This window comes from Micromonospora sp. KC606 (assembly GCF_004348675.1).
In the GTDB taxonomy this organism is placed as follows: Bacteria; Actinomycetota; Actinomycetes; order Mycobacteriales; family Micromonosporaceae; genus Micromonospora.
Map to the genome: position 1 here is coordinate 1 of NZ_SMKN01000106.1, position 20,509 is coordinate 20,509.

Consider the following 20,509-nt stretch of genomic DNA (forward strand, 5'->3'; position numbering starts at 1 on the left):
GATCATGACGCCTTTGGGTGTTCCGGTTGAGCCGGAGGTGTAGATGACGTAGGCCAGATGCGTGGAGGTCAGCCCGAGCGCGGAGCGGACCGGGTTGGCCTCCGACCCGCCGTCCCGCTCCGCGACGGTCAAATCGAGCACCGGACAGGCCGCGCCTTCCTCTTCCAGCATCGCCCCGACAAGCCCGACCGTGTTCGCGTCCGCGAGCACGGCCAAGGGGTTGCTGTCCGAGAGCATGAAAGCCAGGCGGTCTGCCGGGTAGGCAGGATCGAGCGGCACATAAGCTCCGCCTGCCTTCAGCACCCCCAGCAGCGCAACGATCATCAGCGGCGAACGCTCCACGCAGATCCCGACCCGCGTGTCAGGGCGCACCCCAAGCCGGATCAACCGGTGGGCCAAACGGTTCGCCCGCGCGTTCAGCTCACGGTAACTGATCTCACCACCCTCGTGAACCAGCGCCACCGCGTCAGGCGAGCAGGCCACCTGAGCCTCGAACATCTCGTGCACACACGCCTCATCGGCAAAAGGAACCGCCGTGTCGTTCCACTCCTCCAGCAGAAGACGACGCTCCCGCGGGCCCACCAGATCGAGGCGGCCGACAGGCCGCAATCTATGACTGGGGCTGCACCCGGCGCTGGCGAGCGCGAAAAAGTGACGCGCCAGATATTCCACCTGACCGGGATCAAGGATGGCCGTATCGTAGATCCATCGAACGGCCCCGTCCCCTTCCCGTATTTGCATGGTGAGAGATCTGCCGAGCGCGCAGGCGGCGTCAAAATCGTCCTGGCCGTCTGCTTCCTCCGCGGTGATCACACTGGCTGCTACGGACCAAGGGTGAGCACTTCGCAGCAGTTGATCCGCACCCAACTGCGGACAGCGATTCAGTAGGTCGAGCGGATATGTGCTGTTCCTGTGCAGGGTTTCCCGTTCAGAATGAATCCCGGCAGCGATCTCGTCGAAGCGACGATCGAGATCGATCTCGACATTCATCGGGACGAGGCGCGCCAACACAGGCGAAAGCAGCCGTGAGCTTATGCCGGAATCCCAAGCAAGTTGGACCTCCGACAGCATGCATGCGCGTGCGAGATAGATCGCCAGACTTGCTAGGAGATGATCAATCCGCGCAGTGGGATCTGCGTCATCCAGTTCCGGGCAGCGTTCCCACGCTGTGGCTTCCAAGCAGCGTTCTTCATGCAGGTCGCTCCCACTACGGAACGGCAGTTGCAGCGAACTGAAACGCTCCAAGCGTCCCACCCAGAATTCTTCCTGGGCTGCCAGTGTTTGATGTGCATCTCTTAATACACTGCTTTCAACATCGCCCAGGACGGGCAACCTGTCGCCGGCCTTGACACAAAGGTCGCTTGCTAGAGCGAGCGGATCTGCTTCGGCGCGTCCAACCTTCGACAGCCCACTGACAACAACATCTTCACTACTTGTTGTGATCCGCCAGCCGTCTTCAGTGATCTCAAGCACGGTGCCTGGCGAGGCTCCTGATCTTTCTCCCAGCACTTCCAGCCGGCCGACACACACGGCCAACTGGGGATGGTAGATCTTCGCGCACGTCAAAGGATTCAGGCGCTCAGCGCCATAATCCATCGCCCGGACCATCCTGGAGGCGTCTTGCGCCGCGTGATCCCAGCGAAGAAATCCGGCGGCTTCCGGCCGCCTGTAGCGAGAGGAAAACATCCGGTCTTCGGGACGCTGGGGAAGGCCTATCAAGCCGTCGGTGTTGAGCCCAGAGAGCAGATCCTCGAAGGCTTCTTCGGCCTCCTGATAGCATCTGAGGTTCAAGCTGAGCGCGGTGTCATCATCTGATATTTCGAAGTGACGCTGGACAAGAATATCGCCCGCATCGACCGCGCCAAGCATGCGGTGCCAAGTGACGCCATGTCGCGTCTCCCCCGACAATATCGCCCAAGAAGTCGAATGCCTGCCAGCATAGCGCGGCAACGGGCTATCGTGATAGTTGATCGCACCTATCGACACGCGCGCAAGCAATGATGCGGGCAAGACTTGTGGATTGACGATCGAGAACAGCCAACCCACTCTTTCCACGGAAAGCAGTCGATCCAAGCTAGAAATTGAGTTCAGGAGTTGGACACCTTCACTACTGGCCCAATTCTCAAAGAGCTGGTCGTAAGCGAGTACGGCTCGAATCCCGTACCCTCCAAGGCGAAGGCGCGTTGCGCAATGGATCGCAAAAGATCCGCTACCTACGATAACGCAAGAGTGATCGGTGCGTGTTCCAGAGTTATTGTTCAGCCGATTAGCTTGTCCAACTTCGCTCACCTTGAAGGCCGACTCACGGGCTGCAACTCCATGGTCATCAATGAGTTTTTCGCTCCTCCCGAACCGTTGCGGCCGAGTCGATGGTCGCGGTGGATGAGTCCCTGGCCGAACCCTAGATCGATGAACCTGCGGCCCACTGACCGCACCATGTCGTCGTCTCGGGAGGGAATGATATCCACGACCTGCCCCAATCAGTTGCCGAAGATCAATACGGAGGCCAACGGTGACGCCACCCGCACCCAAGCAACTTATCGAGGTAGGCACACCCAGCAAAGACCCGACTGGGCACAAGGAAATCCGATCATGTACCGACGCCTGGCCGCGCTGCTGACCCTGCCGCTGCTGGCCCTGGCTCTACCTGCGCGTTACGCCCACCGCGTCGGCTGCCCCGCAGCCCCCTCCCCCCGCGTCCACACCGGGGCCAGACCCGTCCTAGTACTTCCCAGGACAGCAGGAGGTGATGGAGGCGGCCGACACGATCGAGGACGTTTCAATACCTCGATGGCCTAACGCCTGGGCCGGCGTCAGCCTCGACCTGTCGGCCAGGGCCGTGGTGGTGCACCGCATCCCCACGCCCGGCATGGACGCCGGGCTCGGGGTGATGATCTCCGGCATGACCGTACGGTTGGCTGTACCTGGGAATGATCAGCCTGTTCAGCGGAATGGGATTGTTGATCCGCGGCGACAGGGTGTTGCTGGTCGAGGTTCACCCCACCCCGCACCCCACGAGCCAACTGCTTCATCGAACGCTGGGGCCGAAGCCTCCGCCACGAATGCACCGACCACATGTTGATCTACAACGAGCGACACGCGCTGACCGTGATCGGCGAGTACGCCGACCACTTCAACAACCACCGGCCCCATCAAGGACGGCAGCAGCGGCCAACCACGATCCGGCCGTCATCATCCCCATGGACAAGCCCGTACGCCACCGACGACGACTCAACGGGGTAATCAACGAGTACCACCGGGCAGCCTGACACGATCCTCAAAACACCAGGTCACAGCCACTGAACGAGTTTTGGCACGGTACACGGCCACTCACCCGGCGTACCCGCATGCACCAGGACCAATGATCTGCACGGTGAGCAAGCTAGGCAGTCCCGCCCCGACCGGCAACCGACTAGTGATCCCCGTTGGCGTCACCGTACCGCCGGAGGCGCGATACCCGTGGCCCTGGTCTGATCTTGGAGCGCCCGTGATGGCGGCAGTGGGCCGGGTGGTATCGGTTAGAAGTCACGCCAGTCGTCGAACCACTGGTCGGCCAGATGCGCTGGGACTTCAGCCCGGGCGGCGAGTTCCATGAACGCGTCGAAGGCTTCCTCTCGGCGCAGCGTGTCGATGATCTCGTACTTCTGGTCGATGCTGTTGAGCGCGTCCACCAGGGTGCGCAAGGCCGCTTCAGCTTCGTCTGCACGCCCATCACGGTTCCTGCGGAAGCTTGTCGATGGCGCGGACCGCGCTGACGTATGCCTTGCAGGCGGCGGCTCCGCCTCGGGCGTCGTCGTCGACCCAGTCCCGGAACGGGTTGTTCAGGTTGGCGGCCAGCCACGTGTCGGGCTTCGCGCCTTCAATGACCAGACGCACCCCGGTGCCGCGGTACCGGGCCTTCAAAGCCGGCACGATCGATCGGCGTAGACCGCTGATGCTCAGCTGCGTCAGCGAGGTCACGTCAGGCGGTGTGTCCGCGTCCAGGCCATAGCCATCGACAAGCTCGATGACGGCCAGACGGGGCAGACCGGCCAGAGCAGCGGCGTCGATCAGCTGTCCCGGTGGCTTGCGCCATTGGATCCGGAGGCTCTCCAGCTCCTTCAGTTCCCGCACAGCAGCGGCGGACATGGTGCCGCCACCGTCCAGGGCGACTTCTCGAACACCCTGAAGGCCTGCAGGAACCGTCGTTTCCGCGTCGGCGCCGGTCAGGATGAGATGGAGCCATCGGCCGTCGGCCGCCGCGTACACGGCAAGACCCCGGTCCACTGCCGCCAGCTCAAGGCCGTGCAGGCCACGGGGCAGTCGCACCTCGCGAACATCCGCACCAGCCAACGACAGATGTTGCAGACCGGTATCGGTCAGATTCACGACCGGCGGGGCGTCCTGCCACGTCAGGGACGAGACAATCGGGCGGTCTGCCAACGCGCGGGCGAGGCCACGGTCCGGGCCGGCCCACGTCAGCGCCGTGCAGCGGGGCAGCTGATCGAGAGCGGACCACCGCACCGGCCCGGACGTAGGCACCCGCATCGACCCCGCACCGCTCAGGTCCAGTCGAGGCGTGGCCCCGCCGAGCGTCGCCGCCCCGGCACCGAAGTCGACGTCGACCTGACCCCGGGTGGCCGCCGCACGGTAGGCCGCCTTCACCGCCGCCGGTAGCTCCCGGTCCCAGCGGCGCTGCCTGACCACATCGTCGGCAAGTGACTGCCAGCCCGAGTACCTGTTCGACAACGCCGGCACACCCTCTGGAACGGGCAGGCTTCCGATCCACGTGAACCCCGGCGGCACCGCATGCCAGCTGCCAATCGACAAGCAAGTGAGCAAGGCGCCCGTCGTGGGCATGATGGTCAAGCGTCAGCTGCTCAACACCGCGTAGCTCGTCCAGGCTCGGCCAATCCACCGAGTGCCAGCGCAGCGCATAAGCCGACGTCACACGGCCTTCGACACCGGTGACCTGGCATGCCCCAAATCCACCGTCTGACAACCTCATCACCGCGACATCGCCAGGTCGCACCCTCGACCAACCACCCGGCGAAGCTACCCGACCGGGACGACCACCGCGCTCCCCCGACCTGCAAGCCGCGGAGCCGGTGGTGATGATCTCGGCGTACGAGCGACTCTGCCCCGCCGCCCGCACACCAACACCAGCCTCGCGCCCGACTCGGTGAGAGGTCCCGTGTGAACCTCAGGTCACGGCCGGCGGTCGGGGTCGAACCGGTTGGCGAGTTCCGCCAGCACCTCGGACGGTGCTGCTCATGCTGGGCGGCCGTCTCGTCGGATTGGGCCGATGGTCGCAACGCCCAGCAGAAGCGCCGCGATGACCCGCTGCTCGTCGCGTTCGACCGCGTACATCAACGCCGGCCGCCGCCCTCGCCCGTAGCGGGCGTCCACGGCGGCACCCGCCAGCAGGAGCATGTAGCCCACCACACGGAGCCCCTGCCTCGCTGAACCTCAGTCCCGCGGTCCCGGGCCGACCATCCAGTGCTCCCTTGTGGTCCAGCCGAGCAGCCGTCGGCCGGTGCCGGCCCTGCCGTCCGCGTCGAACTTTCCACCGCTGATCACGTGCGCGAGTCCGGTCACGGCCGGCGCTATCCGGGCCCGCACGTGGTCTGGCTGGGTGGCCAGCCGCTGCTCGGCGTAGGCCGGGAAGGCCGTCTGTTCCTCCCAGGTGGACAGCGACAGGAAGAACAGCATCTGCCGCCACGCGTACGCGGTGTTCTTGACGGTGCCCAGCGGCCGGGGGTTGTGGTGGATGCGCGTCGCCAGCCGCAGCACGGTGTCCATGCACCGCCTCGCGAGGTCCGCCGAGGGGAGGTCGATGCCGAGTTCGGCGATTGTGGCCAGGTTGTGCGTGGTCAAAATCTGCGCCTGTTCGATGATGATCCCGTTGGCCGCGACGTTAAACCACGACCGCTTGCCGCGGGCGCCGGCCCGTTCGCGGCACAGCTGATCGAAGGCGTCCGAGGTCCGGGTACACCGAAGCAGCCGCCTGCTGGTGTCGTCGATCGCGGCGATGGCCGAGTAGTCGATGTCGTAGTACCGCGCGTACAGGCTGCCCGCGAGCCGCCGACCGGCAAGCTTGGCCGCCTGGAGGAACTTCGCCGAGAACCTGCCCATGAAGATGTCGGCCGCAAGCTCCTCGACCCACGGCAGCTGCAGGCTCGCCTGCTTCGACAGCGTCGACAGCGTCGACAGTTCCCCGACGAGCGGGTTGGGCAGCACCGTGGCCGGGAACCCCCAGACCGCGGCGGAGGCCAGCCGGACCAGGGCGCGACACGCCTGGTCCCGGGTGTCGCTGGTGTCGACCCGGGCGGACGCGACCGCCTGAACCCAGGGCAGCTCGGCCACGCGTACCTGATGCTCCAGGTTCAGCAGCAACAGAGAGCGGCGATTGCGGAAGGCACGGTACGTGGCGTCCATCAGGATGCGCAGGGCCGGGTCCGGGTACGCCGAAGCCGCGGTCGCCGCCGCCAACCGCGGGGTGAGCCGTGCCAGCTCCTCCGCCGAGGCGATGACGCCGCGGTCGATCAGCTGCTCCAGGGTTCCGGCGGCGGCGCGCGCGACCACGCGGGCAACGGGGCATGGTGTCGGCCAGCCCGCCACCACACCCGCCGGGTGGGCCTCGTCAGCGTCGACTGGGCGTAGCACGTGGTCGACGTCGCTGATACCGATGTCCTGAGGCAGGCCGGCCAGCCGGGCGGCGACCAGCTGCGCGAGCTGATGGTGGCGGGGCCGCGCCGCCTCGCGGGCCTGCAGCCGGCGTATGGCGGTGTGCTCGGGGCTGCCCGGGTGTCCGCGCTTGCGCAGCATCGCATCCACCACGCTTTGGACCAGGCCACGCTCCCGCGGCGTCAGCTCCGCTCCGGCCACGCGTCGCTCCAGCGCAGTTCGCAGTACGCCGATGCTGCCCTTCGGGTTGCGATGCTTGCTGCAGAGAGTGTGCTCGGCGGCGAGGTGCTGGTAGCGGGCCAGCAGCTGTACGGCTCGCGGCAGCCAGCCGTCCGGCGTCACCGCGCCGATCCGGCCGCCATTGCGGGTCTCGCACCACAACGTCAGCAACTCGTCGGCGAACGGATTCCACACCGTCAGCGCCTCGCGCATCGTCTTGATCTGCGCATTCGGCTGCCGCTGCTCCAGGATCTGGCGCGCATCGCCCGCCGTCTGCCGATACACGACGTCCGGGTCGCCGGCGCGCTGATCGCTCGGAGCCGGGGTGAACCGCAGCCGGTCGGCGAACGGTGCGATCTCCTCCAGAACGCCCAGGGCGCCGTCGCGGTCGCCAGCGCGCAGCAGCCACGCCACCACCGGCAGCGCCGCCTCCTCCGCGTACTCCACCCGGTAGCGGCCGCTGTCGAGCAGCTCGCCCAATTCAGCCAATCCCGCGTCGGTCAACCAGGACCAAAACAGAGCCCGGCGCTCGGCCGGCAGGCCCAGCCGCTGCGCCCGGTCGGTCTCGTCCGGGCGCAGCGGACCGCCCGCCGCCGGCTCCCCAGTCGCGAACCCGCCGTGGACCACCTCCGGCGTCACCCATGCCGGCAGACCTCTCACCGGAATACGCGAACCGATGTCCAGCCCTCCCCCGGCCATCCCGTCCACGACCTGCTGCCAGCGGCGTACCCGCAGCTCCCCTCGCTGGCGGCCGGCCGCGTCCTCATGCGTCCCGGCGGTCGTCAGGGCACGCGCCAGCTGGCTCAGGGGGAAGCCTGCGCCGATGCGGATGTCGTTGTCGCTCACGCCAGCGTGGCGGGCCCCGCCCCCGCGCCCGCCGGGATGCAAGCCCGGTGCTCTCCTCACTGAGCTACACGCTGATGCCGCGACACACTACGCAGCTCACCGCCGCATACGCACCCGAGATCCGAAGCAGCGATCACCGACTGCCGCAATCCAGCCCTCGCCAATGCTGATAGCCGCGGCGGAAGCTGTCGCCCCCGTCTGTGACGATTCGCTGACGATCGTCGCGGAGGTGAGCTGATGGGCGTCGACTACTTCTGGAAACGCGTGCCAGGAGAACGATCGGCGGCGCGACGCCGAAGGACCTGGCCGACCTCGTGCCCTACTGGTTCGACGACAACTTCGCCAGGCAGCAAGAGGCCCAGCTTCTGGTCGGCGCCGAAGACACCGGAGCGCTCATCGATGCTGTTCTCGGCATGGGTGCCACCGGCACCGACTGGGAGGCCGCAGCCAGGGCGTTCAGCGGCTCGCCAGCGAACTGGGATGACTACTGGATGGTCGGCACGCCTCAACACGGATACGGTCGGTCTGGTGGCCGAGTTCCTGACCGCCGTTCCCGCCGATACGTGGGCCGCCCGGCATCGCACCAATCTCGCCGACTATGCAGGAAAGCTCGGCTACCATCGCCCGTTCGACGACGATTGGGCCGAGCAGGTCGTCAGCGACATCCGCGAGCTCACCGGACTGTTCCAGGCCGCGGCGGCCGCCCGCGAGACCATCATCCTGAAGATCGTCGCGCCAGGGTCCAGCGTTGGTCAGCGCCGAACCCGTGCGCCGCCGGCCCCTGATCAAGAGCGTCGGCCAGCCGCCGCAGCCGGGGCTCGTCGAGGCGACACCGCGACCCGCCCGGCCCCTTCGAAGCCAGAGCGTCCTCACCACCGGCCCGCCACCGCTCACGCCACCCATACACCGCGGTCTGCGACACCCTCCACCTCGACGCGATCTCCGGCACCGACACACCCTGGACAAACCAGCCGGCCGCCGGCCGCCGCACCGCCTCACGCTTCGCCCGCCCCCGCGCCGACAACCACCTCCGTCGGGATACCTCATCCCACCGGACCTACCCCCTCGCGCTCAGAACAACCACCGACTCCACCCCACAATGGACGAACCTGGCCATTCAAGACCTGTAACCAAACCGGACTTCGAAGCCCGGCAGCAGCCGGTCCAGGCACGCGGTGATGTCCTCGCGCCAGCGTTGGATGTACGCCACGTCCATTGGGCTATCAGATCCGTCCATCATCGGCCGACGCCCCGGCGCCTTCTGCGCTGTCTTTGCCGGCCTCGATCAGCGTGATTCTGCCGTGAGGTCGCCGGTGGTTGGCCGGGTGTGGCGTATCGGGCGGCGCTACTGACTGTCGTACCCCTGTGCGAGGCTTTGGCGCATGGCGACTTTCGTTCTGATCCACGGCGGTGGCGGCAGTTCCTGGGACTGGCATCTGCTGGCCCCTGAGCTGGCCGGACGGGGCCACGACGTGGTGGTGCCGGAGCTGCCGATCGAGGATAGGGCGGCAGGCTTCGCCGAGTTCTGTGACACGGTCGTCAATGCCGTCGGCGATCGCCGCAACCTCGTGGTCGTCGGACACTCGTATGGTGCGTTCACGGCGCCGCTGGTCGCTGACAAGCTGCCTGTGCGGCTCATTGTCCTGCTCACTCCCATGATCCCGAAGCCGGGTGAGAGTCCCGACGCCTGGTGGGGCAACACCGGTCACCGCAGCGCGGAGGGGTTCAGTGAGGAGGAACAGTTCTACAATGGCGTGCCGGCCGAGATTGTCGCGGCGGCTTCGGCGCATGGCCGCGATCAGGTCAGCGCAGAATGGAACGAGCCGTGGCCCCTGGATGCGTGGCCGGACGTGCCGACGAGGGTGCTCATCGCCCGCGAAGACCGGTTCTTCCCGCCCGACTTCCAGCGCCGCGTGGCGGCCGACCGCCTCGATGCCGTACCGGATGAAATCGACGGTGGCCACGCGGTGGCGCTCAGCCGTCCGAAGCAACTCGCCGACCAGCTGACCGCGTACTTGCCGCGCTGAAGGCGCTGCGCCCGGTGCCGGCCGCGTGAATACGAGCGGCGCGGATCGCGGACATGAGCGCGCAGCCAACAGCTCGATACCATGCGCATGTGTTGGGGTTGCGTCGGCCGCCGACGGGTTTGAGCAGACGGACCCGCTCGTTCGTCAGCGATCACGGAGTTTGGCTCGACGTGCCGCCAGCGAGTCAGTTCGCGTGGCAGGAGGCGCAGATTCCTGACGAGATCATCGACCGCGCCGAGGCGGCGTCACCGGCCCTGCCCGGTTCGGCACACGACCTGACCGCCGCAAGCAGTCACGGCATCATCGATGCCCTGACCAGCGCGGGATGTGATGACCTTCGCCGACAAGGGCTACAGGGCACCCGTGGCAGCGTGCGCACACCGTTCAAGCGGCACCGCTTCCGGCCGAAGCTGTCACGCAGGCAGAAGGCCGTGAACCGGGCCCACGCGAAGATCCGCGCCCGCGGAGAACGAGCGATCGCCACGCTCAAGACCTGGAAGATCCTGACCAAGCTGCGCTGCTGCCCACGACGCGCCACCCCCATCGTGCGAGCCATCCTCGGCCTGTGCCACGTCGAAACAAACCGCTACCCAGGATGAAGATGGCTGGATACTCGCATCCCGATCCGTCAGCGCCTCCTCCAACCGGGCAAGCAGCTCAAGCAGCTCCACAGTAGAAAACGACCCGGACACGACGCAAGGATGCCGCATACCGCCAGCAAGATCAAGCCAGTGGATCTTAGGAACCTGCTGAACAGTTACGCCCTGGGATACCCATTGACAGATTTCTATATCGAGTTAGGGTGCTGGTATCGCTGGTATCAATGGCGTGCCGTCCAGATCCGCTGTTCCACATATCGTCGAATGTGTCGCGTCCCGATGTCGGGTCGCAGGAGGAGGAGTCATGACTCCACGCCGAGAGGGATCCGAAGCTGTGGGTCCGCGTTCGCTGCCTCGGCGGTCGTTGCTGACTGCGGGCGCCCTGCTGCCGGTGCTGGCGGTGGCGAAGCCTGCCGCGGCCGCGCAGACGACGGTGGTCGTCGAGCCATCGGTGGTGCAGCAGACGATCCTGGGCTTCGGCGGCATGAACCACGCACTCTGGATCGGCGACCTGACGGCCACCCAGCGCGAAACAACGTTTGGCAACGGCCAAGGCCAGCTGGGTTTCTCGATCCTGCGCATCCCCGTCCACGAGGACCGGGCCAACTGGAGCCGCGAAGTCGCTACGGCCAGGCGTGCGACCGAACTCGGGGCCAAGGTCATCGCCTCGCCATGGAACCCGCCGGCCTCAATGACCGAAACCTTCTCCGGCGGCAAACGGCTGCGATACAACATGTACGGCGCCTACGCGCAGCACCTCAACGACTTCTCCACGTTCATGAGGAACAACGGAGTGAACCTGTACGGCATCTCGGTACAGAACGAACCGGACTACGCGCACGACTGGACGGCATGGACCCCCGGCGAAATCGTCAGGTTTCTGCGCGAGAACGCCGGCTCCATCAACACAAGGGTAATAGCACCGGAGTCCTTCCAGTACCGCAAGAACCTCTCCGACCCCATTCTCAACGATTCCCAGGCCTTGGCCAATGTGGACATCATCGGCGCGCACCTCTACGGCACCCAGCCCGCGGACTTCGCCTACCCGCTGTTTCAGGAGAGAGGCCGAGGCAAGGAACTGTGGATGACCGAGGTCTACTATCCCAACAGCAGCGACTCGGCCGACCTGTGGCCGCAGGCACTCGACGTGGGCGAGCACATCCACCGCGCATTGCTGTACGGCCGATTCCAGACCTATCTGTGGTGGTATATCCGCCGCTACTACGGCCCGATGCGCGAGGACGGGCGGATCAGCAAGCGTGGCGCCAACATGGCGCACTTCTCGAAGTGGGTCCGCCCCGGCTACTCACGGATCACCGCGACCGCGAACCCACAGCCGAACGTCTTCATCACGGCGTTCAAGAGCGGCTCCAGGATCGTCATCGTCGCCATCAACAAGAACAGTTCACCGGCATACCACCCGTACACCATCCAGGGCACCGGTTCTGCGACCGTCTCAACCTGGCTAACGGACGCGAGCCAAACCCTTGCGCATTACAACACGTTCACCATTTCGAATGGCTCCTTCAATGCCCAACTGCCGGCTCGCAGCATCAGAACCTTCGTCGTGAACTAACTCCTATCCGCCCACAGCGTCCTGAGTGCACGATGGCCCAGCTTTCGCGACGCCAAAGAGCGTTATCGATTCGTCGAACATTCAGCCATTTTCATCCTGGGGGGAGTGTGTCGATTTTCGTGTTTGGGCCTGTGGTGTGATCGAGGTTGTTAGATGGTGATCCGGTCGCCGTAGGCGAGGATCAGGGCGTTGAGGGCCTTGGCCCAACCGTAGACCTGGCCGGTGATGCTCCCGCCGCCCCCGGCGTTTCTGCTGGACGACGAGGTAGAGGACCTTCATCGCGGCCTGCTCGGTCGGGAAATGCCCTGACCGCCAACGACGTCCCGTGCCCCTCAGCCCACGACCGCGCCCGCAACCCACACGCAGCGGCACCGCCTGGTCCAAGAGCGCCATCCGCGTGATCCTCACCAACCCCCGCTACACCGGACGGCAAGTCTGGAACAAACAACGCACCGACGAGGTGCTCCTCGACGTCGACGACGTCGCCCTCGGCCACACCGGCGTCATGCGATGGAACACGCGCGACAAGTGGATCATCTCCAAGGAGATCGTCCACCCGCCCCTCATCGACGACACCACCTTCGAACAGGCACAAACCCTGCTCGGCCAACGCGCGCGACGAGAATCCGGCAACCAACGCCTCCGACTCGCCCGCAACCCGTACGTGTTCCGCGGACTCGTCGACTGCGCCGCCTGCCAACGCCGCAGGCAGGGCCAACACAACCACGGCGACGCCTACTACCGCTGCCGGTTCCCCCAGGAATACGCCCTGGCCAACGACGTCGACCACCCCCGCAACGTCTACCTCCGCGAGGACGCCCTCATCGCGCGGAACGCTACCGAGCCGCCCTCGACTCCGGAGCGAACCCCGCAGTGGTCACCGGATGGATAGCCCAGACACAAGCCGAACGAACCCGAGCAGAAGCCCACCTACAGACGCTTCAAACGACCGGACCACGCCCCATAAGCCGAACAGAAATCACCAACCTGGTCCACACCCTGGGCGACATCACCACCGTGCTCCGCGACGCCGACCCCGCCGACAAGGCCGAGGTCTACCGACAACTCGGCCTCCGCCTCATCTATCATCCAGAAACACAAACGGCCCGCGCTGAAGTTAGTCTCAACGCGGACCGTGGGTGTATGGATCGTGTCCGAGGGGGGATGCGATCACCTGCACGTATCATCTGTGCACCATTCTGGGTGCGCATGCTCATAGGTTACGGTACGGCCGAAGTTGACTCAAGAGCGCCACCCCTTCGGCTGCGTTCTCGCGGCGCGACACCCACCACCTTCAGCTCGAACAGCATATGGGCAATTCGGCATGTTGACGCACTACGGGTACCGGCTTGCAAGCGAGGCATACAGTCCTGGCCGCCAGATGATTCTGCAAATACAATGACTACGCCACGAACTATAGCCAATAATTTTACGGGCCGACGTTGATTTCCGATTACCGCTGATACTCGGTTATTGCGGCAGCCTATTCGACAGCAGTGCCTTCCACACGGGTTGTCGCTGCCGCAGGACCACTGCGCCAGACACCAGTGATCATCGCGCGGCCGCCAGAAGCCTTGACGATCAACAATGAACAGGTCGCACCGCTCCTCCAGTTGTGCCGTGCGCCGTCCCTTGCCGCGGCGAGGGGTGCATTAAAAATCCAAAGTGGACCTGCAGCACCGCCGCGCACAGAACCATCTGCATGCCGCCATACGCCCAGCAGTACACCAGCCATCAGCAGAGCGCACCGGCGGGTCTGCGAGGGGCCGGTCTCGCCGAGCGTTGATCGAGGCCTCAAATGCTATGCCCGGCCCGGGTCGGCCGGGTCCACTTCGGCGATGAGGGCGAGATTCGCTGCCGGCACGTTCAACGCCCGCGCCAGCTGGTTGATCAGCGCCCGTTCGGGAACCAGGGCTCCGCGACGGAGCTTCATGATCGTCGAGTCGGCTCGCCCGGCCCGCCAGGCCACCTCTCGCAACGACAGGCCGCGCATCTCCACCAGCATCTGAAACACGGCGCCGAACGGGTGCGGCTCCGGTTCCCCCGCCGGTGCGACCGCCGGTCCGATGACCGTTTCCCCGACCTTCATCTGCCAACGGAGGAGCCGGTCTTCCAGGAGCCTCACCCGCGCAGAGAACAACTGAACCTCGCCGGCGGCGCCGCCGAGGGAACCCCGCACGGTCACCTCGACAACCTGCACCTCCCCGGGCGGAAGGGCCAGAGCTGAAGAACTCTTACGCACTTCTGCCACCTCGGCGACCCGCCAGGCGCGATTCCACCACGGCAGCTCGCCCAGCAGCGTGTCAAGGAACGTCGCCAGGACCGACCGATCGACAGCTAGCTTGTCGGGAGGAGCATCGCGCGCCCTATCGGTAAGCGCCTTAATTACGGCGGCACTCAGACGTTCCACACTCACCTCCGTCATCTCGGTGGCCGGAACGGGCGGACTGAAGCCCATCCCCAGCCGAGCGCACGCCCGTTCCGTCGATCCACGTGGCCAACGCAGGGAAGCCGTATGGCGTCGGCGCTGCGACCAGGGCGTCATCGGCTCGCCGTGCATCGATGGTGCCGCCGTGGTTGGCCGGAACCACCATGGCGGGGCCGGCCATGCCGAGACAGGCGATCAGGTAGTCGCTTTCACCGATCGTCCAAACAGTCCGCCATCGGCTCGCCATTACCTCAGTCCTCGTCGTCCTCGCAGAGCGTCGCGCCCTTGTAGGTCGCGGACCCGCCGTACCCGGCTGCCGCGAACGCACGCCTGGAGACCTCTTCAAGCATCTCGTCGTCGTCTCCGTAGTCCTGCGGCTGATAGTGGCCGGACCACCGGTTGAACTCCACGACCTTCCCGTCCTTGACCTTGAGACCCCCTGCCATGAGCACACCGTTGGGGACCTCCGGCCTCTCCCATCCCGCGATGCTGGTGTGCCCAGGGTAGACACGCTGGTTGAACAGGTCCTCGAGAATGTTGTCAGCTAGTGTCCTGACCTCGTCATTCGGCATGATCACAAAGTGGTGGCAGCCGTCGGCGAGTGGCCCTCGCCCGTCTTTGCTCCGCCGGACGACTGAAGGATCAGGCAGCTCATCCTGCTCGTCGGTATCCGGAACGCGGAGCGGGAATCGAGCGTCGTAGGTGTTCTTCCAGATGATCTCTTCGCAGTCGCTGTTGTGGACCAGGATCGAGGCGGTCCCGGCGACCACGTAGAACGTGTGCAGGTCGGCGACGGTGAGGTTGTGGACGCGGGTCCGCAGGTCGTGGTGCCGCACCGCGGTGATCTGGACATGGGTGCCGGCGCCGGTACGTAGCCACTGCGCAGGCGCCAGCCGTTCGGCGTCGACCCACTGCGACAGCTCCGCGACCCAGAACGGGTGGTTGTGAGTGGCGGTGATCGTGGAGGCGCCGACGGTGATGTCGACGAGCTTCTTGTCGCCGTCGCCGACGATGGTGGCGGTTACCGGTTTGGCGACGGTGACACCGGTGATCGGATCGGTGGCCCGCACCAGGTCGCCGACCGCCACCTTCTCGATGGGCCGGCTGGTACCGTCCGCGAGCAGCACCAGGGTGCCGCTCAGGAAGCTGTTGCTTCGGGCGCGGACATCGCACTCGTCGTCGCGGTCCTTTTTCTTCTTGTTGCGCCGGGCGATGTCGCGCAGCGTGTCCCGCCGCTTCTTCGCGTCCTTGACCTTTTCGAGGAACGCGATCAGCTTGGGTACGAGCTGGACGAGTTTGTAGCCGACGCGGATCGCCTTGATCCCGCCGAGCAGGCCGACCAGGCTCCACAGGCAGGCCACGACGTTGCCGTCGCGGATGCAGGACACGATGTCCCCGACGCCGGACAGGTCCAGAAACAGGTCCCACGCCTCGGCCTTGATGAAGTCCAGGATGCTCATCCCGGCCTCCTGCTCGGCCTGGCGCAGTTGCTCCAGTTCGTCCGGCGTCAGGTATTGCAGCAGGTCGGCCTCGGTCGCGTCCGGGGGGATGTTGGCCGCGGCGTCGGCCAGCTCCTGCGCGGCGCGCTGCCGTGCGGCTTCCTCCGCCCGATCGGCGGCCTTCTGCGCGTCGATGGCGTGTTGGAGCGCGTTGGCGGCGGCGGTGGCGGCGCTGTCGGCCGCACGTTGCGCGTTGCTGGCCGCCTCATGGGCAGCGGCGGCGTCGGCCTCGGCCCGGTCGGCGGCGGCACGGGCGGCCGCGGCGGCGGCCTCGGCGCTGTTGGCGGCCTGATTGGCCTGGCTGGCGGCCTGCTCGGCCTGCTGTGCGTTGCGCCCGGCGATCGCGGCGTCCTCGGCGGCCTCGTTGGCCGCCTTGCGAGCGGCGGCAGCGTCGGCGCTGGCCTGCGCGTCGGCCCGGGCCGCGCTGGCTGCGGCGGTACGCGCCGCTGCGCCGTCGGCGGCGGCCTGCGCCGCCGCCCGCTTGGCCTCGGCCACGGAGGTGGCGGCCGCAGCGGCCGAGCGAGCGGCCTGCGCCGCCGCGGTGTAGGCCGGCTTGACCTCTTCGGCGGCACGAGCCGCCGCCGCTTCGGCGTTCTCGGCAGCGGTGATCGCCTCACTGGCGCGAGCGGCCGCCGCGTCGGCCTGCTCCTGGCCGATGGTCAGGGCCTGCTGGGCGACCAGTTGGGTGAAGTCGGCGTCGATGTCGGCGCCGGTGAACGGGCTGACCATGCCGATGGCGGTGTTGGCGGGCTCGGCGATGCCCGCCGCCGACTGCCGGGCCGCAGCCGCCGCATTGATCGCGATCTCGGCCTGCGCAGCGGCGGCGACAGCCTCCGTCAGGGCAGCCTGCGCCTCGTCGCGCGTGCGGTCCGCCGCCCACAGCGACTTCACGGACTCGTCGGCGGCCTGCCCGGCCAAAGCCTGGGCAGTGTCCGCGGCTTCAGCGGCCTTGGTCTCCTCAGCGGTCGCCTGCGCCGCCTTCGCGTCAGCCCGTGCCCGCGCCGCATGCGTGGCCTGCGCGCTCGACTCAGCCTTGTCCGCTGCCGAGTCCGCGGCGACCGCCGCCGCGTGCGACTGCTGGCTAGCGGCCCGGGCGAGGTTGGCCGCACTCTGCGCCTGCGTGCTGGCAGCACGGGCGTTGGCAGCGGCACCGGTGGCGGTGTTCGCCTGAGTGCGGGCTGCCCGCGCTGCCGAGCTCGCTATGCCGGCCTGCCGGTCGGCCTCGTCGGCCTGAGCCTGGGCTTCCTGGCGTTCGGCTTCGGTCTCGGCCGACGCCGCGGCGGCCCGCATCGCCTGGGCCCTCGCCCTGGCGGTCTGCTCCGCGCGCTCCGCGGCCATGGCGTCGTCGCGCGCCTGCCGCGCGACGCCTTCCTGGTCCCACGCCCGCTGTTCGGCTGCGCGAGCGGTCGCCTCCGCCGATTCAGCCTTTGACCGGGCCTGGTCCGCGATGGCCGCCTGCGCATCCGCGGCCGAGCGGGCATTACGCGCGATGGCAGCCTGCTGCTCCGCCTCGACCCGGTACCGGTCGGCGTTGGCCCGCTCCGCCTCGGCGATCTGACGCTGCCGCTTCGCCTCGCCCGCCTGCGCCTCGGCCGCCTGCCGCTGCTGACGAGTCTTCGCCGCCTCCGCCCAAGCCTTGGCCTCGGCGGCTTGCGCCTGCTCCTTAGCGGTCTTGGCGCGTGCGGCGGCGGTGGTTGCCGCAGCAGCCTCCACGGCTGTTGCCGCAGCCAACTTCGCCGCCGCCGCAGCGTGCTCCTGCGCGTGCTGGCGCCACTGCACCGCCTGCCGCTCGCGGGCCTCAGCCTGCGCCTGTGCCCCTTGCGCGTTGTTGGTGGCGATCGTGGCGTCGACCGCATGAGCGGCGGTCGTCGTAGCGCCGACAGCCGCCTGGGAAGCTTGGCTCATCCCCTCCGCGATATCAGCCCACTCCACGCCATACGTGAGCCCCGTTTCCTGCAGGACCTGCGCCGCCGAACGAGACGCGGCCGACGCGGCCTGGGCCTGCTGGGCAGCCAGCCGGACGCCGTCCAACTCGGTGGCGATCAGCGCCTTGTCGATAGCCAGATCGCCGGCCTTGCTCGCAACCGTGCCGGGCCCGGCGAGAACCCGCTGACTATGCCGGGAAGCATTGGCAGCACTCGCCATCGCGTTCGCGGCCCGCTGCAACGCCCGGACCCCGTTACCGTGCGCGACCATCATCTGCGCCCGCGCCTCGGATGCCCGCCTGGCGCGCTGCGCCAGATCAGAAAGCTCCTCCGCCGCCTTGTTCCGCGCCTCGAGATCCGCCAGGTACTGCTCCCGTGCGGCGGAGTCGGCCCTCGCCGCCGCCGCATAACCGGTAGCGAAGAACGCGGCCACCGCCGCGTCATCGCCGGCCAGCGCCTGCTGGGCGGCAGCCTTCACCTGCGTACCCGTCGGCGCCGCCGCCGCGAACACCCGCAACCGCTCCCGCAACGCCGCGGCCCGCTCCCGCGAGTCACCGGCCGTCTTGTCGTCACGGGCACGGGCGATGTCGGCACCGTAAGCCAGAAACGCCTTCCGGTCCTCATCGGTGCCGGCCAGCACCCGCTGCACCTCGGCGTTGAAATAGCCACCAGGCACACCGGTGCCCACCATCGCCCTGACCCTCGCCAGCCGGTCCGCAGCTTCCAGACGCTTACGCTCACGCACCTGCTGGTCGATCACCGGCATATCCATCAACGCGAACTGGCGGATCTTTGCCGCGTCCCCGGTCGCCAGCACCTTCAACGCGGCGTCACGGATCTCCGGTTCCTCGGTCAGCTCCGCAAGATCAGTCACCGCCTGCACCCAGCGCTCATTGCTGGTCACCACACCCGCAGTGCCGTTCCACTCCTCGGTGACCAACGGCGGAACCGGAATCGGGGGCAGATTCTCGGCCTGCGCACTCGGCCGTGGGGTAGCCGGGGTGGCCGCAGCCGGTGGTGCGTGCAAGTTGGTGACGATCATCACTGTGGTGACGATCAATGCCAAAAATGCGCGCACTCCAGACAAGTTCTTCTTCACGCGATACCTGCTCATGCGTCAGCGCCGGCGCGTTTGCCAGCGCCGGAAAGCGAGAAAGGGACGAATCGAGCCGTGCGGCCAGTGCCGGTAATTGACGTCAGATTGTCAGGAAGTCATGTCTCGCTCGCCGGCCAGCGCCATTTCGTAGAGAGAAGTCCAGTACGCGGCCTGCCTCGTGGCGTTAACCTGCTCACTGGTCCACTGCTGACCGTTAGCTTGCGCGCTGACCGTGATGGAATCCCAGTTCGGGTTGTCCGCAGCCGCCGCGGCGGCCAGCGCCACCTGTTGCCAGTTCGCCGCCTGCCGCTCGGCAACCTCGACGGCGGTGTCCCAGGTGGACTTGGCCGGCTCGGCCTGCGCTCCGAGCGCGCGCCAGGCGCGGGCGGCGGTCTCTCGAGCCAGCTCGCGTGCTTCGCCCTCGGCGGCGAGCGCCGCCGCGTGCGCGGCCTGCGCGTTGGCCAGCAAAGTCTTGATCTTGGAGCGCCAGACCATGTCGGCGTTGGCGCATTGCGTCTGATGGGTCTGCATGTCCACGGAGGCCGCGGCGGCCCAGTCGTAGGCGTAGAACTCCACCACATCGGCGTCGGTGGCCTCGGCGCGTAGCGCGAGCCCGGCCGCGGCTCGAACCTGCGCGCCGGGATCGTGCTCGCGCAGTTGAGCGACGAAGTCACGATCGGCCTGCAGTAGGCCGGCAGCATGATCGCCAGAGGCTTCTCGGGCGATCCGGTCGCGCTCCTTCGCGGCCGCGTAGCCGGTCCGGGCGAAGGTGTCCAGCGCGGTGGTGCCGCTGTTGATCGCATACTGGGCGGCCGCATGCACCTCCGGCGAGAACTCCGCGGGGTGGGTGACCATGATCCGCTTGGCGAAGTCGAGGTTGCGCGCGGCGAGTTCCTGTGAACGGCTGACCGCGTACGGGAATCCCGAGGCAAAGAACCGGTCGATGGCAGCGGGAACATTACTGCTGGTCAAAGCGTTCCAAGCGGCCGTCCGCACCAGCGCACGCGGGTCGTAAAGAGCCAGGAAGCGCACGAAAAGACGATCTTCCTCGGCTTGGTCAAAAGCCGCACTCACCATCGCGCTGGAGTCCCGCGCAGTCGCCCATGCTGGCACAGCGACGCCGCCGAGCAAGCCCGGTGCCACTAGCAAAACAGCAAGCATCGCCGCGGACCGCGTCCGCACACGCCTATTCATTTGGCCAACCCCCGTGGCAGCAGAAGCGACACCGTAGGTCGATGAACGCCGAACGCGAAAGATTCGTACCACGAATCCACACCGGAGACAACCGTGTGCCGCAAAACCTTAAATCATGGTGACGTGCGCATATGACAGGCTGTAGATGTAGCTTGCCGTCGATGCAACTCGCGGGCTAGCCTAACCTAGCCACCATTCGGGACTCGACAATCCGTGGCATGCCATCACAGCGTCGCTGATTCATCCGCCCACCACGCGAGACGGCACCTTTCTATTTATCGACAAACGGGGATCGCATTGAAGACAGCACACGGGCGTCCGCATGCCCTGCGCGTCCTGCTCACCACCACCACCGCCACCACCGTGAGCTTGGTCGCATTCCTCGCCGGGCCAGCCGCCGCCGCCCCCACCCCCTCGCCAACATCCGCCAAGCC

The 20,509-nt window shown here is 66.9% G+C and carries 13 protein-coding genes, 1 tRNA gene and 1 pseudogene; 5 read left to right on the forward strand and 10 right to left on the reverse strand.

What is annotated here, in order from left to right; all coding sequences use genetic code 11:
• The coding region (locus E1193_RS19415; RefSeq protein WP_165945778.1) for an AMP-binding protein at nt 1-2,055 on the reverse strand (2,055 nt) is incomplete at its 3' end.
• A 975-nt stretch (nt 2,056-3,030) separates the two neighbouring features.
• Here E1193_RS19415 and E1193_RS19420 point away from each other — a divergent pair.
• Nucleotides 3,031-3,243, forward strand: a complete 213-nt coding sequence (locus E1193_RS19420) for an integrase core domain-containing protein (protein ID WP_243707789.1) — start codon at nt 3,031-3,033, stop codon at nt 3,241-3,243.
• Nucleotides 3,244-3,518: 275 nt separating this feature from the next.
• Here the strand turns inward: E1193_RS19420 and E1193_RS31990 are convergent, their stop codons facing one another.
• The 6 genes from E1193_RS31990 to E1193_RS19440 all read right to left on the reverse strand — a co-directional run bounded on the left by E1193_RS31990 (nt 3,519) and on the right by E1193_RS19440 (nt 8,722).
• Entirely contained in the window at nt 3,519-3,683 is a 165-nt protein-coding gene (locus E1193_RS31990) for a hypothetical protein (protein ID WP_165945779.1), read from the reverse strand.
• A 28-nt stretch (nt 3,684-3,711) separates the two neighbouring features.
• The gene (locus E1193_RS19425) at nt 3,712-4,848 is read right to left on the reverse strand and encodes a hypothetical protein (protein WP_132184612.1); all 1,137 of its coding nucleotides are present in this window, start codon (nt 4,846-4,848) and stop codon (nt 3,712-3,714) included.
• Between the two features lie 402 nt (nt 4,849-5,250).
• Nucleotides 5,251-5,412, reverse strand: coding sequence for a hypothetical protein (locus tag E1193_RS31995; protein WP_165945780.1), 162 nt, complete (start codon nt 5,410-5,412; stop codon nt 5,251-5,253).
• A 36-nt stretch (nt 5,413-5,448) separates the two neighbouring features.
• The gene (locus tag E1193_RS19430; protein WP_132184613.1) at nt 5,449-7,731 is read right to left on the reverse strand and encodes a hypothetical protein; all 2,283 of its coding nucleotides are present in this window, start codon (nt 7,729-7,731) and stop codon (nt 5,449-5,451) included.
• Nucleotide 7,732: 1 nt separating this feature from the next.
• A tRNA-Ala gene (locus E1193_RS19435) sits at nt 7,733-7,805 on the reverse strand.
• 641 nt (nt 7,806-8,446) lie between these two features.
• Nucleotides 8,447-8,722 carry a helix-turn-helix domain-containing protein gene (locus E1193_RS19440; protein WP_347877038.1) on the reverse strand — a complete coding sequence of 92 codons (276 nt, stop codon included), beginning with the start codon at nt 8,720-8,722 and terminating at the stop codon, nt 8,447-8,449.
• 391 nt (nt 8,723-9,113) lie between these two features.
• Between E1193_RS19440 and E1193_RS19445 the strand changes: the two genes are divergently transcribed.
• The 4 genes and pseudogenes from E1193_RS19445 to E1193_RS19460 all read left to right on the forward strand — a co-directional run bounded on the left by E1193_RS19445 (nt 9,114) and on the right by E1193_RS19460 (nt 12,825).
• Nucleotides 9,114-9,758: an alpha/beta hydrolase gene (locus E1193_RS19445; protein ID WP_132184614.1), complete on the forward strand. Its 645-nt coding sequence runs from the start codon at nt 9,114-9,116 to the stop codon at nt 9,756-9,758.
• 242 nt (nt 9,759-10,000) lie between these two features.
• A pseudogene (locus tag E1193_RS19450) lies at nt 10,001-10,357 on the forward strand (transposase family protein); the annotation flags it as partial.
• 334 nt (nt 10,358-10,691) lie between these two features.
• Complete coding sequence (locus E1193_RS19455; protein WP_279433366.1) at nt 10,692-11,933, forward strand: glycoside hydrolase family 30 beta sandwich domain-containing protein; 1,242 nt, start codon at nt 10,692-10,694, stop codon at nt 11,931-11,933.
• 325 nt (nt 11,934-12,258) lie between these two features.
• The gene (locus tag E1193_RS19460; protein WP_165945781.1) at nt 12,259-12,825 is read left to right on the forward strand and encodes a recombinase family protein; all 567 of its coding nucleotides are present in this window, start codon (nt 12,259-12,261) and stop codon (nt 12,823-12,825) included.
• A gap of 909 nt (nt 12,826-13,734) precedes the next feature.
• Here the strand turns inward: E1193_RS19460 and E1193_RS19465 are convergent.
• The 3 genes from E1193_RS19465 to E1193_RS19475 all read right to left on the reverse strand — a co-directional run bounded on the left by E1193_RS19465 (nt 13,735) and on the right by E1193_RS19475 (nt 19,958).
• Entirely contained in the window at nt 13,735-14,391 is a 657-nt protein-coding gene (locus tag E1193_RS19465; protein WP_165945782.1) for a helix-turn-helix transcriptional regulator, read from the reverse strand.
• A 221-nt stretch (nt 14,392-14,612) separates the two neighbouring features.
• Nucleotides 14,613-18,884 (reverse strand): polymorphic toxin-type HINT domain-containing protein, encoded by a 4,272-nt coding sequence (locus E1193_RS19470; protein WP_132184618.1) that lies wholly within the window; start codon nt 18,882-18,884, stop codon nt 14,613-14,615.
• 105 nt (nt 18,885-18,989) lie between these two features.
• Nucleotides 18,990-19,958, reverse strand: coding sequence for a hypothetical protein (locus E1193_RS19475; protein WP_132184619.1), 969 nt, complete (start codon nt 19,956-19,958; stop codon nt 18,990-18,992).
• Nucleotides 19,959-20,509: the final 551 nt, after the last annotated feature.